Annotated in this window: 16 protein-coding genes and 1 pseudogene; 9 read left to right on the plus strand and 8 right to left on the minus strand. The window is 72.5% G+C overall.

All coding sequences use genetic code 11. The annotated features are described in order from the left end of the window. Positions 1-128: 128 nt before the first annotated feature. Both WMF12_RS16380 and WMF12_RS16385 read right to left on the minus strand, forming a co-directional pair. A complete protein-coding gene (locus tag WMF12_RS16380) occupies positions 129-557 on the minus strand; it encodes a VOC family protein (RefSeq protein ID WP_437872461.1) in 429 nt (142 codons plus the stop codon). 104 nt (positions 558-661) lie between these two features. Beyond that, the gene (locus WMF12_RS16385) at positions 662-2047 is read right to left on the minus strand and encodes an aldehyde dehydrogenase family protein (protein ID WP_437872462.1); all 1386 of its coding nucleotides are present in this window, start codon (positions 2045-2047) and stop codon (positions 662-664) included. 57 nt (positions 2048-2104) lie between these two features. Here WMF12_RS16385 and WMF12_RS16390 point away from each other — a divergent pair, with 57 nt between their 5' ends. Together WMF12_RS16390 and WMF12_RS16395 are read left to right on the plus strand one after the other, a co-directional pair. Further along, entirely contained in the window at positions 2105-2896 is a 792-nt protein-coding gene (locus WMF12_RS16390) for a Stp1/IreP family PP2C-type Ser/Thr phosphatase (protein WP_437872463.1), read from the plus strand. 104 nt (positions 2897-3000) lie between these two features. After that, positions 3001-3258: a hypothetical protein gene (locus WMF12_RS16395; RefSeq protein ID WP_437872464.1), complete on the plus strand. Its 258-nt coding sequence runs from the start codon at positions 3001-3003 to the stop codon at positions 3256-3258. Positions 3259-3387: 129 nt separating this feature from the next. Here WMF12_RS16395 and WMF12_RS16400 read toward each other — a convergent pair whose 3' ends face one another. Further along, positions 3388-4464: a glycosyltransferase family protein gene (locus WMF12_RS16400; protein WP_437872465.1), complete on the minus strand. Its 1077-nt coding sequence runs from the start codon at positions 4462-4464 to the stop codon at positions 3388-3390. Positions 4465-4578: 114 nt separating this feature from the next. Here WMF12_RS16400 and WMF12_RS16405 point away from each other — a divergent pair, with 114 nt between their 5' ends. Then, the gene (locus tag WMF12_RS16405; protein ID WP_437872466.1) at positions 4579-5583 is read left to right on the plus strand and encodes a hypothetical protein; all 1005 of its coding nucleotides are present in this window, start codon (positions 4579-4581) and stop codon (positions 5581-5583) included. Positions 5584-5866: 283 nt separating this feature from the next. Here WMF12_RS16405 and WMF12_RS16410 read toward each other — a convergent pair whose 3' ends face one another. The 3 genes from WMF12_RS16410 to WMF12_RS16420 are packed head-to-tail and all read right to left on the minus strand — an operon-like array spanning position 5867 to position 9533. Then, on the minus strand, positions 5867-6982 hold the full coding sequence (locus WMF12_RS16410) for an ABC transporter permease (RefSeq protein ID WP_437872467.1): 1116 nt from the start codon (positions 6980-6982) through the stop codon (positions 5867-5869). Continuing rightward, positions 6979-8481, minus strand: a complete 1503-nt coding sequence (locus WMF12_RS16415) for a sugar ABC transporter ATP-binding protein (protein WP_437873860.1) — start codon at positions 8479-8481, stop codon at positions 6979-6981. Before WMF12_RS16415 ends, WMF12_RS16410 begins: the two co-directional genes overlap by 4 nt. 32 nt (positions 8482-8513) lie before the next feature. Beyond that, positions 8514-9533, minus strand: coding sequence for a sugar-binding protein (locus WMF12_RS16420; RefSeq protein ID WP_437872468.1), 1020 nt, complete (start codon positions 9531-9533; stop codon positions 8514-8516). Between the two features lie 563 nt (positions 9534-10096). Between WMF12_RS16420 and WMF12_RS16425 the strand changes: the two genes are divergently transcribed. The 5 genes from WMF12_RS16425 to WMF12_RS16445 all read left to right on the plus strand — a co-directional run bounded on the left by WMF12_RS16425 (position 10097) and on the right by WMF12_RS16445 (position 21010). Continuing rightward, on the plus strand, positions 10097-11398 hold the full coding sequence (locus WMF12_RS16425; protein WP_437872471.1) for a DUF1566 domain-containing protein: 1302 nt from the start codon (positions 10097-10099) through the stop codon (positions 11396-11398). Between the two features lie 114 nt (positions 11399-11512). After that, positions 11513-12970: a YkgJ family cysteine cluster protein gene (locus tag WMF12_RS16430; protein ID WP_437872472.1), complete on the plus strand. Its 1458-nt coding sequence runs from the start codon at positions 11513-11515 to the stop codon at positions 12968-12970. Between the two features lie 64 nt (positions 12971-13034). Next, positions 13035-14066: a DUF2169 family type VI secretion system accessory protein gene (locus tag WMF12_RS16435; protein WP_437872473.1), complete on the plus strand. Its 1032-nt coding sequence runs from the start codon at positions 13035-13037 to the stop codon at positions 14064-14066. Beyond that, entirely contained in the window at positions 14063-15124 is a 1062-nt protein-coding gene (locus WMF12_RS16440; protein ID WP_437872475.1) for a beta-ketoacyl synthase N-terminal-like domain-containing protein, read from the plus strand. Before WMF12_RS16435 ends, WMF12_RS16440 begins: the two co-directional genes overlap by 4 nt. A gap of 1092 nt (positions 15125-16216) precedes the next feature. After that, positions 16217-21010: an alpha-2-macroglobulin family protein gene (locus tag WMF12_RS16445; protein ID WP_437872476.1), complete on the plus strand. Its 4794-nt coding sequence runs from the start codon at positions 16217-16219 to the stop codon at positions 21008-21010. A 48-nt stretch (positions 21011-21058) separates the two neighbouring features. Here the strand turns inward: WMF12_RS16445 and WMF12_RS16450 are convergent, their stop codons facing one another. Beyond that, on the minus strand, positions 21059-21451 hold the full coding sequence (locus tag WMF12_RS16450; protein ID WP_437872477.1) for an AAA family ATPase: 393 nt from the start codon (positions 21449-21451) through the stop codon (positions 21059-21061). After that, positions 21448-21876 (minus strand): annotated as a pseudogene (locus WMF12_RS16455) (DDE-type integrase/transposase/recombinase); the annotation flags it as partial. The gene WMF12_RS16450 and the pseudogene WMF12_RS16455, both read right to left, overlap by 4 nt. Before the next feature lie 267 nt (positions 21877-22143). Between WMF12_RS16455 and WMF12_RS16460 the strand changes: the two are divergent. Further along, complete coding sequence (locus tag WMF12_RS16460) at positions 22144-23142, plus strand: SGNH/GDSL hydrolase family protein (RefSeq protein WP_437872478.1); 999 nt, start codon at positions 22144-22146, stop codon at positions 23140-23142. Positions 23143-23427 lie beyond the last annotated feature (285 nt).

Raw genomic sequence — 23427 nt, forward strand, 5'->3', positions numbered from 1 at the left:
AAGCGAGGAGGCGCCGAGAGGGACGCAGGGAAAGAAGCGCGGGAGGAGCAGCGGTGGTGCGCTGGCGCCCGTGCCGACTTCAATCGATTCTCTGTCGGTTCTTCAACGCTCTCGCGACATCTTCGCGATCAGAACGTGATCTTTACCGCGTCCGACGACCTGTTCGCCGTGCCGTGGTGGACGACCTCGATGTTGTTCCCATCCGGGTCGAGCACGAACGCCGCGTAGTAGCCGGGGTGGTACGGGCGCTTGCCCGGAGCGCCGTTGTCCTTGCCGCCCGCGGCGACCGCGGCGGCGTGGAACCGATCGACCGTCGCACGGTCGCTCGCCTGGAAGGCGAGGTGCGTCCGGCCGGTGGTCACGCCGGCCGCGGCCGGCGAGTCCACGCTCGAGATGAAGAGCTCGTCGGCCCAGAAGTAATCGTCGGCCTCGCCTCCGATCGGGATCCCGATCGTTTCGAAGACGGCCCGATAGAACTTCTTGCTTGCCGCTAGGTCGGCCACGACGAGCTGAACATGATCGATGAGGCGCCCGCGATAGATCTCTCGAATTTCCATCGCCTCGGGATACCGCACATCGCCCCCGGTGCAAGCAGACTCATTCGAGCTCATCGGCTCGCGGGCTGCGCGCGACGCGGTGTTGGCGCCGCGCGCCCGCGAGCTCAGCCGATCTTGAAATTGATCGACTTCGGCCGCGTCAGGTGCATGAACCCGAGCGTCGAGAGCGTCGCGCCCTTGCCGCTGTTCTTCGCGCCCGTCCACGGGAGCGCCGGATCCAGGGTGTCACACTGGTTCATGTAGACCGTGCCGACGTCGAGCTCGCGCGCGAGCCGCGCGGCGCGCTCGCGGTCGCGCGTCCAGACCGACGCGGTGAGCCCGAGATCGCTGTCGTTCATCAGCGCGAGCGCCTCCTCGTCGGACGAGACCGGCACGATGGGCAGCACCGGCCCGAACGACTCGATGCGCATCACGTCGAGATCGGGCGCCGTGTCCACGAGGAGCGTCGGCTCGAAGAAGCGGCCGCGGCCGTCGACCTGGGTCGCCCGACCGCCGCAGAGCGCCTTCGCCCCCCGGGAGAGCGCCTGCTTCACCTGCGCCTCCAGGAACGCCGGCGCGTGAGGCTGCGCCATCGGACCCAGGTTCGTCCGCTCGTCGGTCGGATCGCCGAGGACGTAACGCTTCATCAGCTCCAGCGCGGCCTCCACGAACTTCGGATAGAGGTCGCGGTGCACATACGCGCGCTCGACAGCGCAGCAGCTCTGTCCGGCGTTGTAACAGGCGCCGTCGACGATCCCGTCCACCGCCTTCTCCAGGTCCGCGTCGGCCGCGACGTAGGCGCCGTCCTTCCCGCCGAGCTCCAGGCCGGCGTCGACGGCCACCTTCTTCGATGTGGCCGCATAGATCCGGCGTCCGCCTTCGACGGAACCGGTGAAACCGACGAAGTTGACCCGCGGGTCCGACGCGATGCGCTCGGACGTGGCGTGGTCGCAGTGGAAGGCCTGGACGAGGCCGGGCGGCGCGCCGGCCTCCGCGAACGCCGTCGCGAAGTGCTCTCCGCAGAGCGGCGAGCGCGGCGAGTGCTTGAGCAGCACCACATTGCCCGAGAGCACCGCGGGGATGACCACGTTCACGGCGGTGAGGAGCGGATAATTCCAGGCGGGGAGATTGAAGACCACGCCGAGCGGAGCGCGCACGATCCGCCGCTCGAGCCCGGGGAGCTCCGGTAGGATCACATCGGCGAGCGCGCCCTCGGCGATCGAGATCATGTGCCGGGCTCGCTTGGCCATCCCCGCGACTTCATTGCGGGATTGACGCAGGGGCTTGCCCATCATGCGGGTGATGTCGGCGGCGATCGACGGGGTGTTGGCCTCGATGTGCTCGACCGCGCGCTGGCACAGGGCGGCGCGCTCGGCGATGGATGTGCGCGAGAAGCGCCGCGCGGCGGCGGTCGCGGTGTCGAGGAGCCGGTCGACGGCGGCCTCGTCTGCAAGAGGCCGGCGGACGGCTTCCTCGAGGGTATACGGGTTGTCGATCACGAGGTCGGACATGGCGGGGAGATTAACCCAGTTCCCTGGGGGGCCAAGCGTCGTCTAGACTCGGGGCGAATGCGCGCCACCGCGGCAGGTCTATCCGACGTCGGCAGGGAGCGGGTCCACAACGAGGACCGATACATCCTCCTCCCCGAGTTCAACGTCTACGTCGTCGCGGATGGCATGGGCGGGCACGAGGCCGGCGAGGTCGCGAGCCGGATCGCCGCGAGCGCCATCGCCGGCTACTTCCGCGAGGCGAACGGCAAGCGGCGCAAGGCGTCGACCGGCGACAGGCTGCGCGCCGCCGTGACGTACGCGAACGCGCGCATCTTCGCGCACGCCGACGACTCCCGGTTCTACCGCGGGATGGGGACCACGGTCGTCGCCGCGGCGTTCTCGCCGCGGGAGCGGAAGTTCTACGTCGCCCACGCCGGCGACAGCCGCTGCTACCTCCTCCGCAACGGCGATATCTCGCAGCTGACCCGCGACCACTCGCTCATCGCGGACGCGCTCCTCGAGCGGCCCGACCTCACGGAGCGCGACCTCGCCTACCTGCCCCGCAACGTCATCACGCGGGCGCTCGGCATCGGCCCCAGCGTCGACATCGACCTGCGCGCGGAGCGCGTCGAGGCGGGCGACGTGTTCCTCCTCTGCTCCGACGGCCTCCACGGGCTCGTGGACGATCGCGAGATCGCGCGCATCGTCGAGGACAACGCCGTGCTCGCCGACGCGTGCGGCAAGCTCATCGACTGCGCCAACGAGAACGGTGGCCGCGACAACATCACCGCCGTGCTCATCCGGATCGAGGAGACGGCATCGGCGTCGTGGAGCCAGCGCCAGGGCGTCAAGAGCCGCAGCGTGCGGTAGCATCGGGCTGCGTGCGGAGGGAGCCGGGAGCACGCCGCGTCATCACGTGAGCGGCGCCGCGCCCCTGCCGCCTGCAAGTGGGCTGAAGACAAGGGAGGTCATGCATGCGAACCAGGTGGATCGGGATGGGGCTCTTCGTCGGCGCGCTGCTCGCGTGGGGCTGTGGCGGCGCGGCGCTCGGCGAGGCGTGCGACGAAGAGGGCGCGGAGGGCGAGTGTGAGGACGGCTCGGTCTGCGGCAAGCCCGACGACAGCGCGGCGCTCGAGTGCCTGAAGACGTGCGTCGAGCAGACGGACTGCCCCGCGGACCAGGAGTGCAACGGGATCACCGGCTCGGACCTCAAGGCCTGCAGGCCGAAGTAGGGGAGGGCGCGGCGTGCCGGCCGCGAGCGCGGCGCGCCGGCCGCGAGCGCGGCGCGCCGGCCGCGAGCGCGGCGCGCCGGCCGCGAGCGCGGCGCGCCGGCCGCGAGCGCGGCGCGCCGGCCGCCGCGCTCAGAGCACGCCGGCGTGCGCGCGATCGAGCAGGCCGTCCATCACCTCGAACAGCTGCCGGTTGCCGTCCTGGGAGTAGCCCGCGAGCTTCTCTTCACAGGCCGGGATGGCCTTCACGAAATCCGCGACGACGGCCGGCTCGTCCAGCGAATCGGCGCCGCGGCCGAACCCCTCGCGCTCGAGGTAGCGGGCGTTGAGCACCTGCTCGAACTGGCGGCCGAGGGGGACGGCGAGCATCGGCTTGCGCAGGTAGACCGCCTCCCCCATCAGCGTGAACCCGCCGCCGGCGATGACGGCGCGGCACGACGCGAGGTCGTCGATGAAGCCCTCCTCGCTGAAGGGGCGGTAGCGGAGGTTGCCCTCGACCTGCTCCTCCGTGATGTTCCGGCGCATCCCGTAGATGCGGCACTCGAGCCCGGTCTTCGCGAGCGTCGCCGACAGCGCGTCGTTCCCCTCGGCGGTCTGGTAGACGAGCAGGTGCTCCCCGGGGCGGCGGTTCGCGGCGATGATCTCGGGGCGGAGGATCGGCGGCACCAGCGTCGTCTCCTGCTTGCGGACCGGCGGGCGGAAGAACGTGGCGATGACGTAATGGTTGCAGAACGGCAGCTTGCTCTTCACGAACGCGCGCGTGAGCTGGAACCCCGCCTCGTGGCCGGCGAGGATCTCCGCGTCGTGGGTGCACCGGTTGATGATCTGCATGTTGTCGACCGAGAGGATCGGCAGCCGGTGGAGCTTGGCGTAGAGGTACGTCCACGACTCGAAGTCGCTGACGGTGAGCTCGGGGCGAAAGTCCTTGATGAGCTCGAAGTACGCGGCGATGTTCTTCGGCGTGCCCGTCGCGCCGGAGAGCACGTTGGACCAGAGCGTCTTGCCGCGCCGGACCCGGTTCTCCTCGTAGATCATGTGGAGCCCGTGGATGCGGTTCACCCCCGCGAAGCGCCTGGACAGGAAGTCGGTCGCCCTGCCCGACGCCATGATCTCGAGCTCGTGTCCCTGCGCGAGCAGGTGTTCGATCACGACGCGCGAGCGCATGGCGTGCCCCATCCCTTCGCCGACGACGCCATAGAGGATCTTCATGACGCGCGAGTGTAGCGGGGGCTTTGGGGCGTTCGGAAGGAAACGGCGGCGCCGCGGCGCGGGCGGCGCGTGCGGCGGCCGAGCGCAGGCGGCGCCGCGGCGCGGGCGGCGGGCGTGACGCCCCGCCGCCGGATCTGGAGCGAGCTGCTGCCGCTCGAGGTGGTGCGGGCGCCCGGGACGCTCGCGCTGCTGCGGAGGTATGCGCTGGAGCTCTCGATCGCGGTGCGGCCGGAGACCGCGGCGGGGCTGCCGGATCTCGTGGCGGCGTGCGCGGACGCGGGGGTGGCGGTCGCGGTGTGGCCGATGATCGCGGACGAGGACGGGCGCTGGGCGAGCGCCGGCAACGCGGCGGCGTTCGGCGCGTTCGTCGCGCGGCTGCTGGACGCGCTCGACGCGCGGCGCCTGGCCGCGGCGGAGGTCGTGTTCGATCTCGAGCCGCCGATCGAGGCGGTGCGGCGGGCGCTCGCAGGGGGGCGCGGCGCGCTCGATCTGCTCGGCGGTGGGCCGCGGGGAGCGCGAGCGAGCCCGCGGTGGGAAGAGGCGCAGCGCGCGTACGTGGAGCTGGCGGGCGCGGTGCACGCGCGCGGGGTGGCGACCTCGGCCGCGATCGTGCCGCTCGTCTTGACCGACGGGCCGGCGCGCGGCTGGGAGCGGCTGCTCGGGACGCCCGTGTCCGCGCCGCCGTGGGGGCGCGTCGGCGCGATGCTGTACACGTCGCTGTTCGAGGGGTATTCGCGCGGCGCGCTCGGCCGGGAGGACGCGCTCGCGCTGCTCGCCTGGGGGGGCCGCGCCGCCGCCCGGCGGTTCGGTCCGAGGGCGGGCGCCTCGCTGGGCGCCGTGGGCAAAGGCGCGCTCGGCGACGAGCCGGTCTACCGCTCGGTCGCCGAGCTCCGCGAGGACGTGGCCGCCGCGGTGGCGGCCGGGGTCCCGGATCTCTCGCTGTTCGACCTCGGCGGGGTGCTGGCGCGGCCGCCGGCCGAGGCCTGGCTCGAGGCGTTTGTCGCGCCGCCGGCCGAGGTGAGGTTGCCGCGGGAGACGCTGCGGGCGCGCGGCGTGATCGCGGCCGCCGCGCTCGTGGGTCGGGCGGCGGGCTGCGCTCGCCGGCTCACCTCGCCCTGACGGCGATCACCCGTGGTGTGACTTGCCCTGGCCGCGGTAGCGCTTCCAGTGATGCCGCTTGTTCTTGTTCTTCGGCCTGCTGTTGCCGGACAGGCCGATAGACGTCTTCTTCGTGTGCACTGACATGGCCCCGTCATGGCGCCGAGACGGGGCGGGCGACAGGGGTCACGAGCTCCGGCGCCGCTCGGGCCGGACCGCCGGGCTGAGGAGGCAACGACTTCCCTGAGGGTCAGGGCGGGGCGCTCCTGGCGACCTGGCGGTTCGTCCCCCATCGCCGGAAAGCTCAGACGCTCTCGCGATCGGGCGCTCTCGCGGCAGGCGGCTCCGCTGCGCTGACCGCCACGGCCGCCTGCAGGCTCGGCGCCGCCTCGGCGGCGCCCGCGGAGGCATGCCGGATGCGCCGTTTCGTCTGCACGATGTGCACGATCTGGTCGAGGATCACGGCGACGAGGATCACGGCGCCGATGATGATGAAGGTCCAGTTCGGGTCCAGGCGCCAGATGCGTTGGATGCGGTCAGCGTCCTCGTACGGCAGCTGAAACATGTTGATGCCGTTGTCGATGACGCGCATCACCGCGGAGCCGATGATGATGCCGAGCACCGTGCCTTCACCCCCGCGAAGCGAGCAGCCGCCGAGCACGGCCGCGGCGATCGCGTACATCTCGTACGCGATGCCGACCTGCTGCGACATCTGCCCGATGTACGACGCGTAACAGACGCCGGCCACGCCGCCGAGGCCCGCCGAGATCACATAGGTAGACGTCTCCACCCGCTTTACGTTGATACCGGAGTACTCGGCCGCGTCGCGATTGCCGCCGATCGCGTAAACGTAACGGCCGAACACCGTGAAGTGCAGCGCGTAGGCCGCCACGCCGCTCACGGCGAGGAACATCAGCAGCGGATACGGGACGAGCGCGTCGCTCCCGCTCTTGAGCAGCCCGCCGTTCGCGAGGGTGAGCAGCGGCGAGCCACCGAGGCTCAGCGTGCCCCCCCCGGCGATGGTCTGCGAGACGCCGCGCAGGAACAACATGCCGCCGAGCGTGACGATGAACGGCTGCAGCTTGAGCCGCGTGATCAAGAGGCCCTGGCCGAGACCGAACAGCAGCGCCACGCCGAGCGCCACCGGAATGCCGATCCACAACGGGTAACCCAGGCCGCCGAGCTGGCTCGACGAGAGCTTGGCGATGAGGACGCCCGTCAGGCCGATCACGGACCCGATCGACAGATCGATGCCGCCGGCGATGATGACGAACCCGATGCCGATCGCGAAGATCCCGAGCATCGAGATCTGCCGCAGGGTGTTGATCGAGTTCGACTGCCCGAGAAAATCCGGGTTCGAGATGTAGAGGCCCAGACACATCACGACGAGCGCGATGGTCATCCCAAGCTCGCGCCTCACGACAGATCCTCCTTGTCGGCGTGGCCCGTCATCAAGGTCGCGATCCGCTCCTGGCTGAGCCGTTCCCGCGGCAATACGCCCTTGATGCGCCGCTCGTGCATGACGGCGACGCGATCGCTCATTCCGATGATCTCTTCCATGTCCGAGCTGACCATCAAGATCGTGATGCCTTCATCCGCGAGGGCGGTCATGTGGCGGTAGATCTCGGCCTTGGCGCCGACGTCGATGCCCCGCGTCGGCTCGTCCAGGATGAGCACGCGCGGGTTCATGGCCAGCCATTTCCCGAGCACCACCTTCTGCTGGTTTCCGCCGGAGAGGTTCACGACGGGCTGACGGATGCCGGGCGTCTTCGTCCTCAAGCGCTCCACCTCCGATTCGGCGACCCGGCGCTCCGTCTCCCTGTTCAGGAAGCCCCAGCGGCTGTAGTTGCCGATGTCGGGCAGGGAGGTGTTCTCTGCGACGCTGAGCGGCAGCACGAGGCCGTGGCGCTTGCGATCCTCCGGCGCCAGGTACACGCCGCGGTCGATGGCGTCCCTGGGTTTTCGAGGAGCAAACTCCTTGCCTTCGAGCGTCATGCGTCCCCCGAGCGCCGGCGTGACCCCGAAGATCGTCTGCATGAGCTCCGTGCGGCCCGAGCCGACCAGGCCGGCGAAGCCGAGGATCTCCCCGCGTCCGGCCGAAAAGGAGATCTGCGCGGGCGCGCCGGGCACGACGAGCCCTTCGACCACCAGCACGGGCTCGGTCGATGTACGGGGCCGTTTCTCCGGGAAGTAGTGCGCGCTGAGCTCGCGGCCCACCATCATGGAGACGATCCGTTCGCGCGTCGCTCCCGCGCGCGTGAGGTCTCCGACGTGGCGGCCGTCGCGCAGGACCGTCACCCGGTCCGCCAGCGTCATGACCTCTTCCATGCGGTGCGAGATGTAGACGATGCCGATGCCGTCCGCCCGGAGCTTGCGGATGATCCCGAAGAGATGCTCGGACTCACCGCTCGTGAGCGACGAGGTCGGCTCGTCCATGATGAGGATGCGCGCGCTCAGGGCGAGCGCCTTGGCGATCTCGACCATCTGCATCTGACCGGCGGTCAACGCGGACACCGGGGTCGAGGGCGAGAGCCGCAAGCCCACGCGCAGGAGCAGCTCCCTGGCGCGGGCGGCCATGTCGCCCTTCGGCAGCGGACGGAGGAGCAGCCCTGTCGCGCCGCCTTCGTTGCCGAGGAAGATGTTGGCCGCGATGTCCAGGTTCGGCGCCAGCATCAGCTCCTGATGGATGAGCGCGATGCCGAGGCGCTTGGCGGCGCGCACGCTCTCGATGGCGACGTTCTTCCCGTCGATGCGGATCTCGCCTTCGTCGGGTTGCAGGGCGCCCCCGAGGATCTTCATGAGCGTGCTCTTGCCGGCGCCGTTCTCGCCCATGAGGGCCAGCACCTCGCCCGGCTTCAGCGAGAGAGAGACGCCCTGGAGCGCGACCACGCCGGCAAACCGCTTGGTGATCGCGCGCATCGCGAGCAGATCCGGAGCGGACGCTGTCACGCTCACTTCTTCATTTCGGCGAGCTGCTGTTTGAAGGTCGCCACGTTGGTCTTTTCGATCACGTCGATGCCGGTGTCGATGCTCTTGTTGGCCGGGATCTGCCCCATCGCCGTGCCGGGCTTGACCGAGAGCTCATGCGCCCACTTGCTCGCCAGGTAACCGAACTGAAACGGCTTCTGGACGACCGTGGCCGAGATCGTGCCGTTCTCGATGGCGGTGAGCGTCTCCTCTTCCTCGTCGAACACCGCCGCGAGGACCTTGCCCTTCTTCCCGAGCGCCTCGATGGCCGCCGCGATGGCGGGGCCGTTGTAAGACCACAGGCCTGCGACGAGCTTCAGGTCCGGGTGCGCGTTGATGATGTCCTCCACGTTGGAGCGCGCCTTCGCGCGGTCGGTGTTGTCCTCGCGCTTGTCGACGATCTCGATGTTCTTGCCGGCGATCGCGTCCTGAATGCCTTGCAGGCGCTGCTTCGCGTTGTCCGCGGAGAGCGTGCCGACGAACACGGCCATCTTGCCGCCGTCCGGGAGGAGCTTCACGATGTGGGCGCCGAGCGCCTTGCCGGCCTCGTGGTTGTTGGTGCCGATGTAGAGCAGTCGGCTCGACGCCGGGGCGTCCGAGTCGAACGTGATGAGCTTGCTCTTCTCGGCCACCTTGTTGAGCACCGGGACCTGATCGGCCGGCGCGATGGCGCTCACGGCGATGGCGTCGTAGCCCTGACTCGAAAGGTTCTCGAGGATCTGGTTCTGCTCCTCCGTGGTGCCGTTCGACGGCATCTTCACGTCGACCTGGACCTTGCTCTCTTGCTCATATTTCCGGACGCCCGCCTGGGCGATCTTCCAGAACTCGGACGCGTTGTTGGTGACGAAGGCGAGCTTGACGATCTTCGGCTTCGAGCCGCCCCCCTCGGCTGGCGCGGCGCCCGTCCCCTCGCTCTTCTCGTTGCACCCCGTCATCGCGAGCAGCGCCAACAGGAAGGGCGCCACGGCCGCCCAACCCTTGCCCCAGGACTTCGTCTCTTTCACGGCTGGTCTCCTTGCTGATTCACTCTCAAGAACGTGTCGACATCACGCGTGGCGTCGCCCTTACCCGGCCGTTGTCCCCGTGATCTGCCGCAAAGCTGGCGGCGCGTTCTTCCCACAGTGCGCCCCGGTGGCTGGGGTCTACCCTCCGCGTCCCTGGAGGCCGAACCACTCCTCGGTCTCTACCATCGGAATGGATCTGGAGGACAAAGGACGCCCGCGGGAATGCACTGTGAACGTTCACATTTTCGGTGTCAACTACGATCGGTGGGTGCTCTGCGCGCGGGACGTCACGGGTTAAGGCTGATCGAAGAATTGTCAGGGCACGGGAACGCGCGGTCGCCCGGTGCGATCAGGGGCGTTGCGCCTGCCGAAGGCGCGCAGGGTCTGCGACTCAGCACATCGAGCACGCGCTGAGATGACGGCGCTGGGCGATTTCTGTCGACTGGCAGGAAGTTGCCGTTCTTCCGGTACGTGCTTTGGCGACCCTCGCGCAGCGTGTGATAGGTTGGTGCGGTTCGAACATATTTGTCTTGCGGCATTGGCTTGAGCGCGCGGAGGTGCCTGTGAATCGAAGCAAGCGGTGGGTCGTCGACGCGACCTGGGTGATGTCCGTCCCAGCGGCGCGTGCCCGGACGGGGGTGGCGCTCGGCGTGGTGCTCGCGGCCGCGGCGTGCGGTCAGGAGGGCGGCGACCCCGATGCGATCGCGGGGAGCGGCGGGTGGGGGACGGGCGGCGCGCTCGCGACAGGCGGAGCCTCGGAGACGGGCGCCGGGGTCGGCGGCGCGGAGAGCACCGCGAGCGGCGGCGCAGCGGGGGACGGCGGAGCAGGCGGGGAGGGCGACGGCGCGGAGAGCACCGCGAGCGGCGGCGCGCCGGGGGACGGCGGAGCGGCCGGGGAGGGCGGTGGCCCGGGCAGCGGCGGCGCGGGCGGAGCGCCCGAACGGTGCAGCAGGGCCGCGGCCTGCGGGACGCACAAGTGGGCGTGCTGGCCCATGCCCAACCCGGCGGGCAGCGGCCTGCCCAACCCCGCGAGTTATACCGATGTGGGGGGCGGCGTGGTGCGCGACGAGGTCACATGCCTCGAATGGCAAGAGACCCCTCCTTCCGAGGCGTACACGTGGGAGCAGGCGATCGGCTATTGCGACGACCTGACGCTCGGCGGGTTCTCCGACTGGCGCCTTCCGACGCGCATCGAGATGACGTCGATCGTCGACTTCACCCGGAGCCCGGCCATCGACAGGGGCGCGTTCCCGGGGGCGCGCGGGGGCTTCCACAAGACGTCGTCCGACTGGATCCTCACCATCCGGCAGGCCGGCGCCGGCGCGGGGCGCGACTATGCCTGGGCCTTCAACCTGAGCGACGGGATCGTCAGCAACGCCTACTCCAAGGCGACCGCGGCGAGCCTGCGCTGCGTGCGAGGCAACGGCGAGGGCGAGGCGCCGAGCAGCCCGGCCGTGGCCCCGCCCGACCAGTATGCCGTCGTGTCGCCCGGCGAGGTGATGGACATGTACACAGGCCTCGTCTGGCAGCAGGGGTATTCGCCGGCCACGCTCGCCTGGACCGAGGCGGAGAGCTACTGCGCGACGCTCGATCTCAACGGCCACACGTGGCGCCTGCCCAGCATCCGGGAGCTCGCGACCCTGGTCGACGAGGCGCAGGTGGCGCCGTCGATCAACCGCACGATGTTCCCCGACACGCAGTACGGCGCCCGCAGCAACGACTGGTACTGGAGCTCCCACGCGGCCGTGGGGAACGCCTCGGCGGCCTGGGCGCTCAACTTCGACGATGGCTTCACCGGGTTCAACGCCGGAGAGAGCGGCAAGTGGAACCATTTCACGGCCGCGTGGGTGAAGTGCGTGCGCTGAGGGCGCCCCCGCGGCCGTCGCGCTCCGCCCGGGGAGAGCGCGGCGGCGACGGCCGGTGCCGCGGCGCCTCGTTTCGGTGGCGCGCTGCCGCCGGCGTCGGATAGCTTGGCTCGGGTGAGCACGAGCACGCCGCCGGCGCGCCCTCGCCTCGCCGCCCACGTGCTCGCGCGGCGCCACCTGGTCGGCGAGGAGGAGCGCGTCATCCTCCACGATGCCCGCACCGGGCAGCTGCTGCAGCTCGGCCCACGGGAGTGGGTCCTGCTCTCCGCGGCCGACGGGACGCGCGACGTCGAGGGCATCGTCATCGCGGCGGCCCGCGAGGGCGCACACGCGCGTGTGCCCGCGGCGCAGGCGTTCTTCGCAGAGCTCCACGCCGCGGGGCTGCTGGGAGCGGATGACGCCGGCGAGGACGCGGGGCCCTGGAGCGCCGTGGCGCCCGCGGCGCCCGCGCTCGACCCGGGGGAGCGCGATCCCCGCGAGCGCCCGCTGGAGGTGCTGCCCGACTTCAGCCTGCACTGCGACGGCCGCGGGAGCTGCTGCCGGATCTACGCCTCGATCCTCTTCGATCCCGAGGAGGCCGCGCGGGCGCGGGCATTGCGCCCCGACGTGCTGAGCGGGGGCGCGCGCCACGAGCGGGTCTTCACGCCGGAGCGCGGGACGTGGCCGTGCGCGGCCTCCGTCGTGGCGATGCGGGACGGCCGGTGCGCCTACCTCGAGGGCGAGGGGCGCTGCTCGCTCCACGCGAAGGGCGGGCCCGAGGCCAAGCCGCTCGGGTGCCGCACCTTCCCGACCAGCTTCATCGACGACGGCGAGTCGGTGCGCGTCTCGGTCGCCGTGGAGTGCGCCTGTGTGCTGGCCAGCGTTGGCCGCCCCGGCGGCGCGCCGCTGCTCGATCCGCGGCTCGTCACGCGGGGGGATCTGGACGAGCGCATCGACGTCGCCCGGCTGCCGGACCGCGCGCAGGTGGCGCCCGGCGCGACCGCCTCCCGCGCCGAGGTCGTCGCCTGGTCGCGGCGCCTCGCCGCGGCAACGCCCCCGCCCGACGTCGCCGCGGGCCTCTTCTCGCTCGCCGCCGCGCTCGAGGTCGAGGGCCTCGCCGAGGGGGCGATCGCGCGCTTCGAGCGGCCCGATCCGCTGGATCCGGCGGCGCTCGCGCCCTGGCTCGCCGCGCTCCACGGCCGCGCGGCGCGGCGGGCGCGCGAGGACGCCGCCTGGCGGAGCGAGCGGGACCTCGCCCGGAGGGCCACGCGGTGGATCGCGGACGCGACCCTGGCGCTCGGCGAGCCCGACCTGCTCGCTGCGCTGCTGCTCTCGCCCGTGCGCGCGCCCGACCGGGAGCGCTTCGCCCTCCGCGCGGCCTTGCATGGCCACCGCCTGCTCGGGGCGCTGCCGCTCTCGCTGGCGCTCCGCGATCGCGCCGTGCGGCTCGTCGTGGCCCGGGCGCTGCCGGCGGTCGTCGCCGGGGAGGGCGCGGACGACCCGGCCTGCGCCGAGCCGATCGCGCTCGTGGAGGCGGCGCTGCGCGGCCACGGCCTCGACGCTTACGCCGCCGAGGCGGCCATGGCCGGGTGATCGCGCGCGCCACCGTCGAACTCGGAGAGACATCGCCTCCGATCCTGTCGATAATGCGTCCGCGATGAGCCAGCCCCCGCTCGACAACAAGACGGACTTCGCCGCGCACCCACAGCTGCTCGTCGACCGGGACGGCGAGCAGCTGGTCACGATCGTCAAGGCGAGCTTCGAGCTCCAGGGCGACGGCAGCCTCGAGCTCGCGCCCCCCGAGCGCACGCGCGGGGTCCGCCTCGCCGACCTGCCCTGGGAGGAGAAGAAGCCCGAGAGCGTCGCGTACCCCGCCGACGTCTGCCTGTTCAAGCCGGCGACCGACGTGATCTTCGTGGCCACGGCGTACGCGCCGAACGGCAAGGCCGTGCCTTCCTTCGACGTGCGCGTCGAGGTCGGCCCGCTCAAGAAATCGCTCGTCGTGTTCGGCAAGCGGCTCTGGGTGGACAAGGGCGCCGCCCTCACCGCGCCGGCGCCCATCGAGCAGATCGACATGCGCTACGACCACGCCTGGGGCGGGCGGGACGACGACGATCCCGCGGCGCCCCTCGAGGAGCCGCGCAACCCGATCGGCACGGGCGTCACGCGCGCGCCGGCCTCGCTCACCCACCAGCCGGCGCCGGCCATCGAGGATCCCTCGTACCCGATCCGGACCGCGAAGTCTGCGCCGCCGCCCGCGGGGATCGGGGCCGTCGGCCGGCACTGGGAGCCGCGCCGCGGGTATGCCGGGACGTACGACGCCGCGTGGCGGGAGAACCGCGCGCCGCTCCTGCCCGAGGACTTCGACCACCGCTTCAACCTCTGCGCCTCGCCGGGCCTCATCGCGGATCCGCCGCTCGCGGGCGGCGAGCCGGTGCGGGCGCTCAACCTCACGCCCGAGGGGGCGCTCAGCTTCGAGCTCCCGAAGGTGCAGGTCGAGATCGAGTTCCACGTGAAGGATCGCGCGCCGGTCGCCTTCGCGCCCCACCTCGACACCGTGCTCGTCGACCTCTACGCCACCGGCCCGCAGAAGCCGGTGGCCGTCGAGATGGTCTGGCGCGCGCACGTCAAGGCGCCCCGGCGGATGAAGGACGCGCGCGTGATCGTGCGCGAGCGGGGGCGGGCGTGAGGCCCCTCGCCGTCATGGTGGCCGCGGGCGCGGTCACGCCCGTCGGGCTGCGCTCGATCGACACCGCGTTCTCCCACCGCGCCTCGGCCGCGGCGATGCGCGAGTCGCCGCTCGTGGACGGGCAGGGCGAGCCCGTCACGATGTGCTTCCTGCCCACGCTCGATCCGCGGGTCACGGGCGCGGCGCGCGCCGTCCTGCTCGCGGAGCGCGCGCTCCGCGAGGCGCTCGAGAAGCTCGGCCCCGCGGCGCGGGGGCTGCGCATGCAGATGGGCCTGTGCCTCGACGAGCACCTCGGGCAGCGGCCGCCGGGCGGCGAGGCCCCGGCGCAGCGGGTCGCCGCCGAGCTCGCCGCGCGGGCGCAATCGTACGGGTGCGCGCCGGAGATCGCGGTCAAGGTCTCGACGCGCGGCCCCGCGGCGCCGGGGTTCTTGCTGCCGGAGCTGTGCGACGCGCTCGCGCGAGGCACGATCGACGCGGCGCTGCTCGGCGGCGTGCACACCGATTACGACCCCGCGCGTATCGCCGCGCTCGACGCCGCGGGCCGGCTCTTCCGGCCGGACAACCTCGACGCCCTCGTCCCCGGCGAGTGCGCGGCCTTCGTGGTCCTCACGCGCCCCGACGTCGCGCGGCGCGCGCTCCTCCGCGAGCTCGGGCAGATCGTCGGCCTCTCCACCGCGCATGAGAGGGCCCGCCCGGACAATGACGAGTCCGCGTTCCAGGCCACGGGCCTCACCGCCGCGCTCCGCGCCGCGCTCGCGCCGCTCGCCGAGCGCGGGCTGCGCGCCGGCTGGGTGCTCACCGATATCACCTTCGAGACCTTCCGCCATTTCGAGCTCCAGGCCGCGTCGGTGCGTACGCAGCAGCTCTTCTGCGATCCGCAGCAGCTGGAGTGCCCCGCCCAGCGGATCGGCGCGCTCGGCGCCGCGGCCATGCCGCTGCACCTCGCGATCGCGTCGGAGGCGTTCGCGCGGGGCTTCGCGCCGCACCCGTGTGCGGTCTCCCTCGCCGGGAGCGACGGCGGGGAGCGCGCGGCGATGGTGGTCGTGGCGCCGGGGTGACGGCGCAACACGGCGGACCATGTCCAGGTGCAGCCACCGAACGGGACGACCGCCGAACTGTGGCGCCCACGAGGGATGCGGCGGTGGTGGGGTACTTTGGCTGAAGGTGGGGTCACTTGAACCGCCAAGTCGCCATAAGACGCCAAGATTTAAGAGGATTTCTTCGCGTCTTATGGCGACTTGGCGGTTTCATCATTCCGGCGCGGAAAATTCTCCCGCCACCTGTCGACGCCGCCTCGGAGAATTGAGATGCAGCCGTAGGTTGTCGGCACGATAAGTCGACACCAGGCCTACCGGTAGCGACCGGGCCAGCTGTCCGCCCAATGGGTACCAGCGAGCTCGGCGCATTGCGTTTCGACCTCCGCTGTTGTGCAGTTACCCCTGGCAGGCTGAGCTCGACCGTGCTGCTTCTCGCACGCGTTCGCAGCTGCGAAGAAGTTCCGCCAGTAGAGGGGACCGCGATTATCGGAGCACGACGTGGAGCGCGCCCGGCTGTCTATCGATTCCGGGGCGGTATCCCCGCACATCTGCAGGACACACCCAGCCTGGCAGGCTTCTCCCAGCTCTGCCGGCACGTGTTCGCAGGGCGATAGATCCTTTCCGGGGGCGCACCACTGGAGGGTTTGCGCCAGCTCTTTCGTGCATGGCGGACCGTAGGACACTCCCTTGGGTTCGTCGCGGCACCCGGGCGCGAAGGCGACGAGCAGGAGCACGAGCGCGATGGTCGATGCGTTCATGCCTCTTGCTTAGCATGGGCATGAGGCGCGGATCGACGCCGCGCGGCGTTCGCGCGGCTCGCCGCGAGAGCACGAAAGCCCCCTGTGTGAGAGTAGTTGTCGTTGCTCGGGGATCCGCTCACCGACCCGACCGCAAAATAGCGGGGTCGTTTGCGCCCGCAAAAGTGGGGTAATTGCCCCACTACCTGTCGACTCCCTCCCCGGAGAATTGAAACTCAACCCGCAGGTGGTCGACACCTTTCGCCGGAGCCCGTCGCCGGCCGGCACCTTGGCCCGATCGCGCGCCGCGCCGGCCACCCCGCGCGGCGCCGTGCAGCGCAGGAACCTGCTCCCCTTGGCGGTGTCGAAAGGCACCATGCCCAGGCCTTCCCTTCCGCTCGCCGGCCTCCTCCTCGTCGCCTCCCTCGGCGCCGCCGCGACCTCCGACGCGGCCACGGATGGCCGCGATGCGGTCGCCCGCGGCCTCGACCTCTTCCTTCACGCGCCCGACCGCGGCGCGCCCGGCGCCACCCTTCCGGTGCAGGTCCTCGCGCTCGGCTTCCCCACCGCGGTCACGCTCCGGCCGCTCGAGGCGGTCACCGTGGAGGCGACCTGGGATCCCGAGCACCTCGGCAAGGTCAGCGCCGTCCCGCCGCCCGTGCGGGTCACCACCGACGCGAAGGGGCGCGCTCACCTCGACGTCCCGATCCCGGAGGGGCCCGAGCGCGAGCTCCGGCTGCTGCTCGGCGTGCGCGCCGGAGACCGGCAGCGGACGCGGACGCTCACCGTGCACCGACTGGCGCCGCTCCAGGTCGACCTGCACGTCCCTGACACGCGCGTGGTGCCGGGCAGCGCGATGTCGGCGTGGATCACGGTGCAGAGCCAGGCCTCGGGGCAGCCGGCCCCGCGGGTCCCCGTGGAGGTCAGCCTGCTCGAGGGCGGCGTCGCCCGGCACACGGCCGTGGTCACGACCGACGCGGCCGGCGTCGCCATGACGCGCGTGCCCGTCCCCTGGATCGACGCGCCCGGCTGGCGCTGGATCCTCCGCGCCCGCGCGCGGAGCGCGGCGGGGGCCTCGTCGAACGCCGCGGAGATCTCCCTCTCGCCGCGCGAAGAGACGCCCGGCGCCCCGCAGATGCTGGCCGAGTGGTCCGAGCAGGATCTGCGCGCCGGGGATCGCGCAAGCTACGTGATCCGGATCCGCGATGGCGCCGGCCAGCCCGTGGCCGGGCTGCCGGTGCGGACCTGGATCGGGCCGAAGGGCACGAGCCCGCCCGAGGACAGGGCCGCGTGGGAGAAGCTCACCACGCCCGCGCGCACCGACGCGGCCGGCGAGGTCCGCGGCGCGGCCGTGGCGCCCACCACCGTGGTGCAGGGCGCGGGGACCACGCTGCGCGTCGTCGCGCGCGCGACGTTCGAGGGGCACGCGCTCGAGCGCGAGGCCACCGTCTCCGTGGAGAGCCCCACCTCGGAGGCGACGCTGCTCCCCGAGGCGGGCGCGATCGTTCCGGGCGTCGCTCAGCGCATGCTCCTGCGCGTCCGCGATGCGCGGCGGAAGCCGGTGCAGGGCACCTTCACCGTCGAGGGCGACGGGCTCCAGGCCGCCGTGACCACCGACGCGTACGGCGAGGCCGAGGTGACCTGGGACGCGCCCGTCGAGCTCGGGGCCTTCCGCAACGTCGGGCCGTGCGCTGGCGGCGTCGCGGCGGCGGTGCGCGTGCGGCCATCAGGCGAGCTCCCGGCGCTCGCGTCGCGGCGCGAGCCGTTCGCGCTGTGCGTCTCGGTCGATCGCGACGCCTCGGCGCTGCTCCGGCCCGAGCGGCTCCTCGCCCGCGCCGGCGACGCGCTCCCGCTCCGCGTGATCGACGCCGGCGGCGCGGGCCCGCGCGCTGGCGGGCGGCCGGAGGGCGGCAGCGCAGCGGACGGCGCCGGCTGGAGCGTGATCGTCCAGGCAGGCAACTCGGCCCGCGCGGCGAGCGCCTGGATCGCCGGCGGCCCGGAGGGCGGCGCGCTCGGCCTGCCCGAGGGCGCGGCCGGCGTCTGGACGCTCAGCGCCGCCGCTCCCCGGCCGGGCGCCGCCGCGCGGCAGGCCGGCGGCGCGGTGCTCGTCACGCCGCGCGTCCTCCCTCGGCTCGAGGCCCGCATCACGGGCGGCCGCGCGGCCCCGCGCGGCGCCGTCGACGTGGACCTCGCGCTCACCGACGGGGGCGGCCGCGGCCTGCCCGGGACCGTCGCGGCCGTCGTCGTGGATCTGCACGGCGGGGGCAGCGTCGGCGGCCTCGCGGCGCTCGACACGCGCGCGCGGCTCTGCCAGGGCATGGTCGAGCCCGAGCGCTGTGGCGCCTTCCTGCAGGGCGATCCAGCGCTCGAGCCGCTCCGGCGCGCGGAGCTCAGCGCGAGGGCGCGCGAGGCGATCGCGCCGGTGAACGATCCGGCCGGCTCCGCGCGGGCGGCGCTCGACGAGGCGTTCGGCCAGGTGCTTCGCTCGCTCGAGGGGGCGGTCTTCGAGGCCACCAGCGATCCGGAGCGGCTGCGCGACGTGCGCCGCCGCGGGCCGGGCGGCGCCTATGCGTGGAACCCCGAGCTGATGACCCTGGTCACCGCCGCCATGGATGCGCCCCCCGAGACGCCCGGCGGCGAGCCGCTCTCGCTCGCGGACCTCCTGGCGGTGGACCCGCAGGTCACGTTCGATCACGTCGCTCGCCGCGTCACCCGCCTCAAGCTCTTCCGCATCCTCGCCGCGGCGCGCGCGTTCCGGCGCGAGCGCCTGCTCGACCCGGACGAGCCGGCGCTCCGCGATCCGAACGCGCTGCTCCGCCGCCTGGTGCGCGACGCGCAGCTCGAGGAGTCGCTCCTGCTCGATCCCTGGGGCGGAACGATCCAGTTCACCCCGACGACCGCGCCGCCCGCGCCGTTCCTCACGGTGCGGCGCGGCTTCGCCCTGCACGCGCCCGGGCCCGACGGCCGGATCGGCACGGGCGACGACGTGCGCGATCCGTTCGAGCGCGTGCTGCGCTCGGGCACGCCGTACGCCAGGGCGGTCGGCGAGGATCGCCTTGTCGACGCGAAGTTCGACATGGAGGTCGGCGACGCCACGGTGTCGGCGTGGGAGAGCCTCCTGGAGGAGTTCACGGGCACGTCGCTGGGCGAGGGGATCGGTCTGGGTGGCCTCGGCCTCTCCGGCGTTGGCGCGGGCGGCGCCGGGTTCGGTCAAGGCCACGGCAAGCTGGGCGGATCCCACCGCACCTCGTCCGGCGCGCCGCGGGGCGTGTTCTTCTGGTCGCCGCCCCGGCGCACGGACAAGGACGGTCGGCTGCGGATGCGCGTCCCGCTCGGCGACGTCGAGACGACCTTCCGGCTCGTCTTCGTGGGCGTGCCGGACGGCGCCACGCCGGCCACCGCCACGCTCGACGTGCCCACCGCGCAGCCGCTCTCGGCGCGCGTGGAGGCGGGCGCCGCGTGGGTCGAGGGCGACGAGGTCGACGTCGAGATCTCGGTCCGGAACCGCTCGCCGAGGCCGCTCCGCGCGATCGTGGAGCTCACGGCGCGCGGCGTGGCCGCGCTCGCGGACCCACGGCGCCGGGCGGTGGCGGTCGACGTGCCCGCGGGGGGCGCGGCCCCGGTGCGCGCGCGGGTGCGGGCGCTGCGCGCGGGGCGGGCGGAGCTCGCGGTCGCCCTGAAGGCGCAGGGGACCCCGGGCGACACGCTCGTGCACGCGTGGGACGTGCGCCCCGCGGGCGAGCCCACCGACCTGAACATCGCCCAGATCGTCGAGGGGGGCGCCACGGCCACGCTGCGCGTCGCGGCGGACGCGCAGCGCTACCAGCCCACCGGCCGCCCGCGGCTCGTCGTCGAGCGCGGCCTCGCGGGCGCGCTCACCGCGGCGCTCGAGGCGATGGATCCCGACCGGCTCTCGTCCGCAGGGGCGATGGCGGACGCGGTGGAGGTCGCGGCGCTCGTGCGCCGCTGGGCCGCGGCGCGCGGGGGCGAGGGCGCGCCGCTCGCCGCGCGCGCGGAGGACATCGGCCGCCGCGCCGTGGGCCGGCTGCTCGCGTACAAGGACAGCAAGAAGGACCTGGCCTCCTGGCCTCCGGCGCTCCGGGCGCGCACCTTCGCGCCCGCGTCCGTGGCGGAGGAGCTGCCGAAGATCGACGCGCGCTGCCCGCCCGAGCCCCTGCAGCCCGCGGCGGCGCTCGACGCGCTCGAGGTCGAGCCCTCGCCGGCGGGGGGCGCGGTGAACGCATGCTGGGACGCGCTCGTGACGAGGACGCTGGACGAGGTGATCCAGAGCGGCGATCGCGTGGCGCTCGCCCGGGTCCTGCTCGCGCTCGCGGAGCGGCCACACCGGGCGGCGCTGGCCGCGAACGTGGCGGACCGGCTGCGCGCCTGGGTGGCGCTGCTCCCGACCGGCGGCGTCACCTTGCCGCCGGGCCAGGCCGAGGATCGGAGCGCGCGCGCCGTGGTCTACGCGGCGCTCCTCCGCGCCGCCGGGCTCGGCCGGAGCGCGGCGCCGCCCGCGAGGCTCCTCGGCTGGGTGGGCGTGCAGCGGGACGTGCGCGGCGGCTACGGCGCGCCGGCCAGCACGCGCGCGGTGGTGCGCGCGCTCCTGGCCCACGGGGGCGAGGGCCGAGGGGCCGCACGGGTCACGGTCACGTCGGGCGGCGCGCGCCGCGACGTGGAGGTGGGGCCGTCGGGGCGGCTCGTGGTGCCGCTCGACGCGGGCGCGACGGAGGCGGCGGTCGAGGTCGCGGGGTCCGCGGTCGTGGCGCGCCTGGAGCGCCCGGCGCTCCGGCGCTGGAGCCGGCCGCCGGCCGCGGCGGCGAGCCCCGTGCAGGTGGAAGTCTCCTGGCCGAAGCGCCCGCGCGCGGGAACGACGGGGAAGCTCGCGGTCTCGCTGCGCCACACGCTGGGCCGCCCGATCGAGGTCGACGTGCGCATCCCGCTTCCGCCAGGGGTGTCGCTGGCCGAGCCGGTCGCGGGCGTGCGGCAGGTGAACGGCGTACTCGCGCTGCGGGCTTCTGTGGAGGCGAGCCGGCTTGCGACGCTGGTGGAGATCCCGGTGCGCTTCGCGCTCGCAGGGAAGGTGACGGCGCCCGAGGCGCAGGCCCGCGTGGCGCAGGAGGAGCTGCCGCGCGCGGTGGTCCCGGCGCGGCCGATCGTGATCGAGTGATCGGCGCTGCTGGATACCGGGTCACGCTCCGCCTGCGCCGGCGCAGGCTCACACGGCAGAAGTGGTGTTCGATGCCTGGCGGCCGAGGGTCTCGATATGCGCGCTGACAGCGTAGAAGACGGCCGCCGCGGTCGCAGCAGGGTTGAGGCCGAGTGCATGGCAGAGCTGGCGATAGAAGTCGCGGCGACCCAGCGTGGCGTTGTGGCAGTAGGTCAGCCGGAAGCCTGCCTGCGGCAGCCGATGACGCACTGCCCGCAGCACGCACGTCTTGCCGGCGCCGGGCTCGCCGACCAGCAGCACTTGGGCGTGCTCGTGCACGGCCTCGCACACCTCCTCGACGAGCTGCTCGTTGGAGGGCGGCAGCCACAGGTCGCCGTCCTGGATCTCCTTGGAGAAGGGTGCGGCGGAGAGGGTGAAGAAGCGGACGTAGGACTCGCTCACGTCTCACCTCCGCGCTCGCTCGTGTCGGCGCCAGTGCCCATCGAGCGGCCGAGTGTCCGCGCCGGATTGAAGTCCACGGGGCGTGTCGGCTTGTTCGCCGCAGACCCGCCGCACGGCAGCCGCTTGCGCCGCGCGTTGCGCTGCGGGTCGACCGGATGCAGCACCAGGCGCTTGCCCTCATGCTCGACCCACTGCGGCTCGTCGGGGGCGACGAAGCACCGAGCGACGGAGACGATCTGGCCAGCGAGGTAGCCTTGATCGAGCTGCCAGGCGACGCCGTCGACAGAGACGATATTGTCGCCCGAGACGCGGCGTCGGGTGCGCTCGGTGAGCGCGACGCGCAGCGCCTTTTCGTCGACGCCGCCCTCGGCGGTGGGGCGGGCCGCGTAGACCTTCGCCGGGGTCTGGCCGAGCAGGCCCGCATGCCCGTGAACGGTTACACTGCTTCTTCCTGACCAACGTGCCCCGCAAGACGCACGGCCCGCATCAGGTAGGTGATCTCTAATGCGTCCGTTGGGAGAGGGAAGCTGCAGTTCTCGATGCCGGGCACCGGATGGGCGACCGTCGTCGCGCCGTGAGATTGCCATAGGCTGCCCGATCGTCGATTCCGACTGCCGTCGTTTCAGTTGACAATGCCGTAGCCTTCGACGTTACCATCCTCCGGAATGAAGCCGATCACATCTTGGCCGCTCGTGGCCGGGCTCGTCGTCATCGCTCTCGGCTGCAGCGGCGGCAGCGCGGGCACCGGCGGAGCGGGCCCCGGCGGCGGCGCAGGCGGAACGAGCGACGGCGGCGGCACGGACGGCGCTGCCGCGGGCACCGGCGGAACGACCTCTGCGGCCGGCACCGGTGGATCGCTCGCGGGAACGGACGGTGGCGGGGATGGCGGCGGCGCGGCGGCCGGCGGTAGCGGCGGTGGCGGGGATGGCGGCGGCGCGGCGGCCGGCGGTAGCGGCGGCGACTCGGGCGCGCAGGGTGGCGCCGGCGGCGGCGCGGGCTCGACCTATCGGCCCTGCCCGACCGACGGTACGGCGTGCAAGATCATGCCGTTCGGCGACTCTATCACCGACGGATACAACGGGGACACGCCGGGCGGCTATCGCGTCGAGCTGTTCCGGCTCGCGCACGCGGCGGGCAAGAACATCACGTTCGTCGGTTCGGGATCGAACGGACCGAACACCGTTGGCGGCGTGGCGTTCCCGCACAACCACGAGGGCCACAGCGGCTGGACGATCGCCCCAGCCGGCGGAAGGAGCGGCATCTCGACGCTGGTGTCGACCGTCATGCCGCAATACAAGCCCGACATCGTGCTCTTGATGATTGGAACCAACGACGCAATCGACAATTACGACATGCCCAACGCCCCCAAACGTCTGGGCGAGTTGATTGACAGCATCTACGCGCAGCTCCCCAATGTTCTCATCGTGGTGGCCGCGCCCGTCCCGTCGCGCGGCGACGCGAGCAAGGGCGACGACACCGCGCTCAGCGCGCGCATCAAGACCTACGACGACGCCATCCCGGCGGTGGTGAAGGCCCGCGCGGACGCAGGCCGACACATCATCTCCGTCGACATGTACACGCCCTTCAATCCGAACAAGACCACGTTACTCGAAGATCAGTGGCACCCCAACCTCCAGGGCTACGTGCTGCTGGGCGGGCAGTGGTACGCGGCGTTGCAGCCTCTGCTCTGACGGCGCGGTCGCTCAAGGGAGGCGCGCGGAGCCTGACGCCCGGCGCGGCATGTGCAGGCTCGACCAGGGGGTAGGTAATCTTGGCCTTGATTTCGCGCCCACGGGGCACGAGTGAGCCGACGGCGACGCGCGAGCGGCGTTCCGCCGGCGAATGCGACGTCAATTACAATTGGGCTCGCTCAGCGCGCCGCGAAGGCACACGCCCCCCCTTACCCCCCCACGATGATTTCGGCTGGTTCCGGGCTCAATTGAGCCGGCGAGCGAGCTGCGAGCGCCCCGGCACGT

The organism is Sorangium sp. So ce363, assembly GCF_051520435.1.
Taxonomy (GTDB): domain Bacteria; phylum Myxococcota_A; class Polyangia; order Polyangiales; family Polyangiaceae; genus Sorangium; species Sorangium cellulosum_B.

Coding starts and splice junctions, on each gene's coding strand:
- WMF12_RS16385 (WP_437872462.1), bottom strand. CDS start 2,047: ATGTCCGACCTCGTGATCGACAACCCGTATACCCTCGAGGAAGCCGTC.
- WMF12_RS16415 (WP_437873860.1), bottom strand. CDS start 8,481: ATGCGCGCGATCACCAAGCGGTTTGCCGGCGTGGTCGCGCTCCAGGGC.
- WMF12_RS16390 (WP_437872463.1), top strand. CDS start 2,105: ATGCGCGCCACCGCGGCAGGTCTATCCGACGTCGGCAGGGAGCGGGTC.
- WMF12_RS16395 (WP_437872464.1), top strand. CDS start 3,001: ATGCGAACCAGGTGGATCGGGATGGGGCTCTTCGTCGGCGCGCTGCTC.
- WMF12_RS16445 (WP_437872476.1), top strand. CDS start 16,217: ATGCCCAGGCCTTCCCTTCCGCTCGCCGGCCTCCTCCTCGTCGCCTCC.
- WMF12_RS16400 (WP_437872465.1), bottom strand. CDS start 4,464: ATGAAGATCCTCTATGGCGTCGTCGGCGAAGGGATGGGGCACGCCATG.
- WMF12_RS16435 (WP_437872473.1), top strand. CDS start 13,035: ATGAGCCAGCCCCCGCTCGACAACAAGACGGACTTCGCCGCGCACCCA.
- WMF12_RS16380 (WP_437872461.1), bottom strand. CDS start 557: ATGGAAATTCGAGAGATCTATCGCGGGCGCCTCATCGATCATGTTCAG.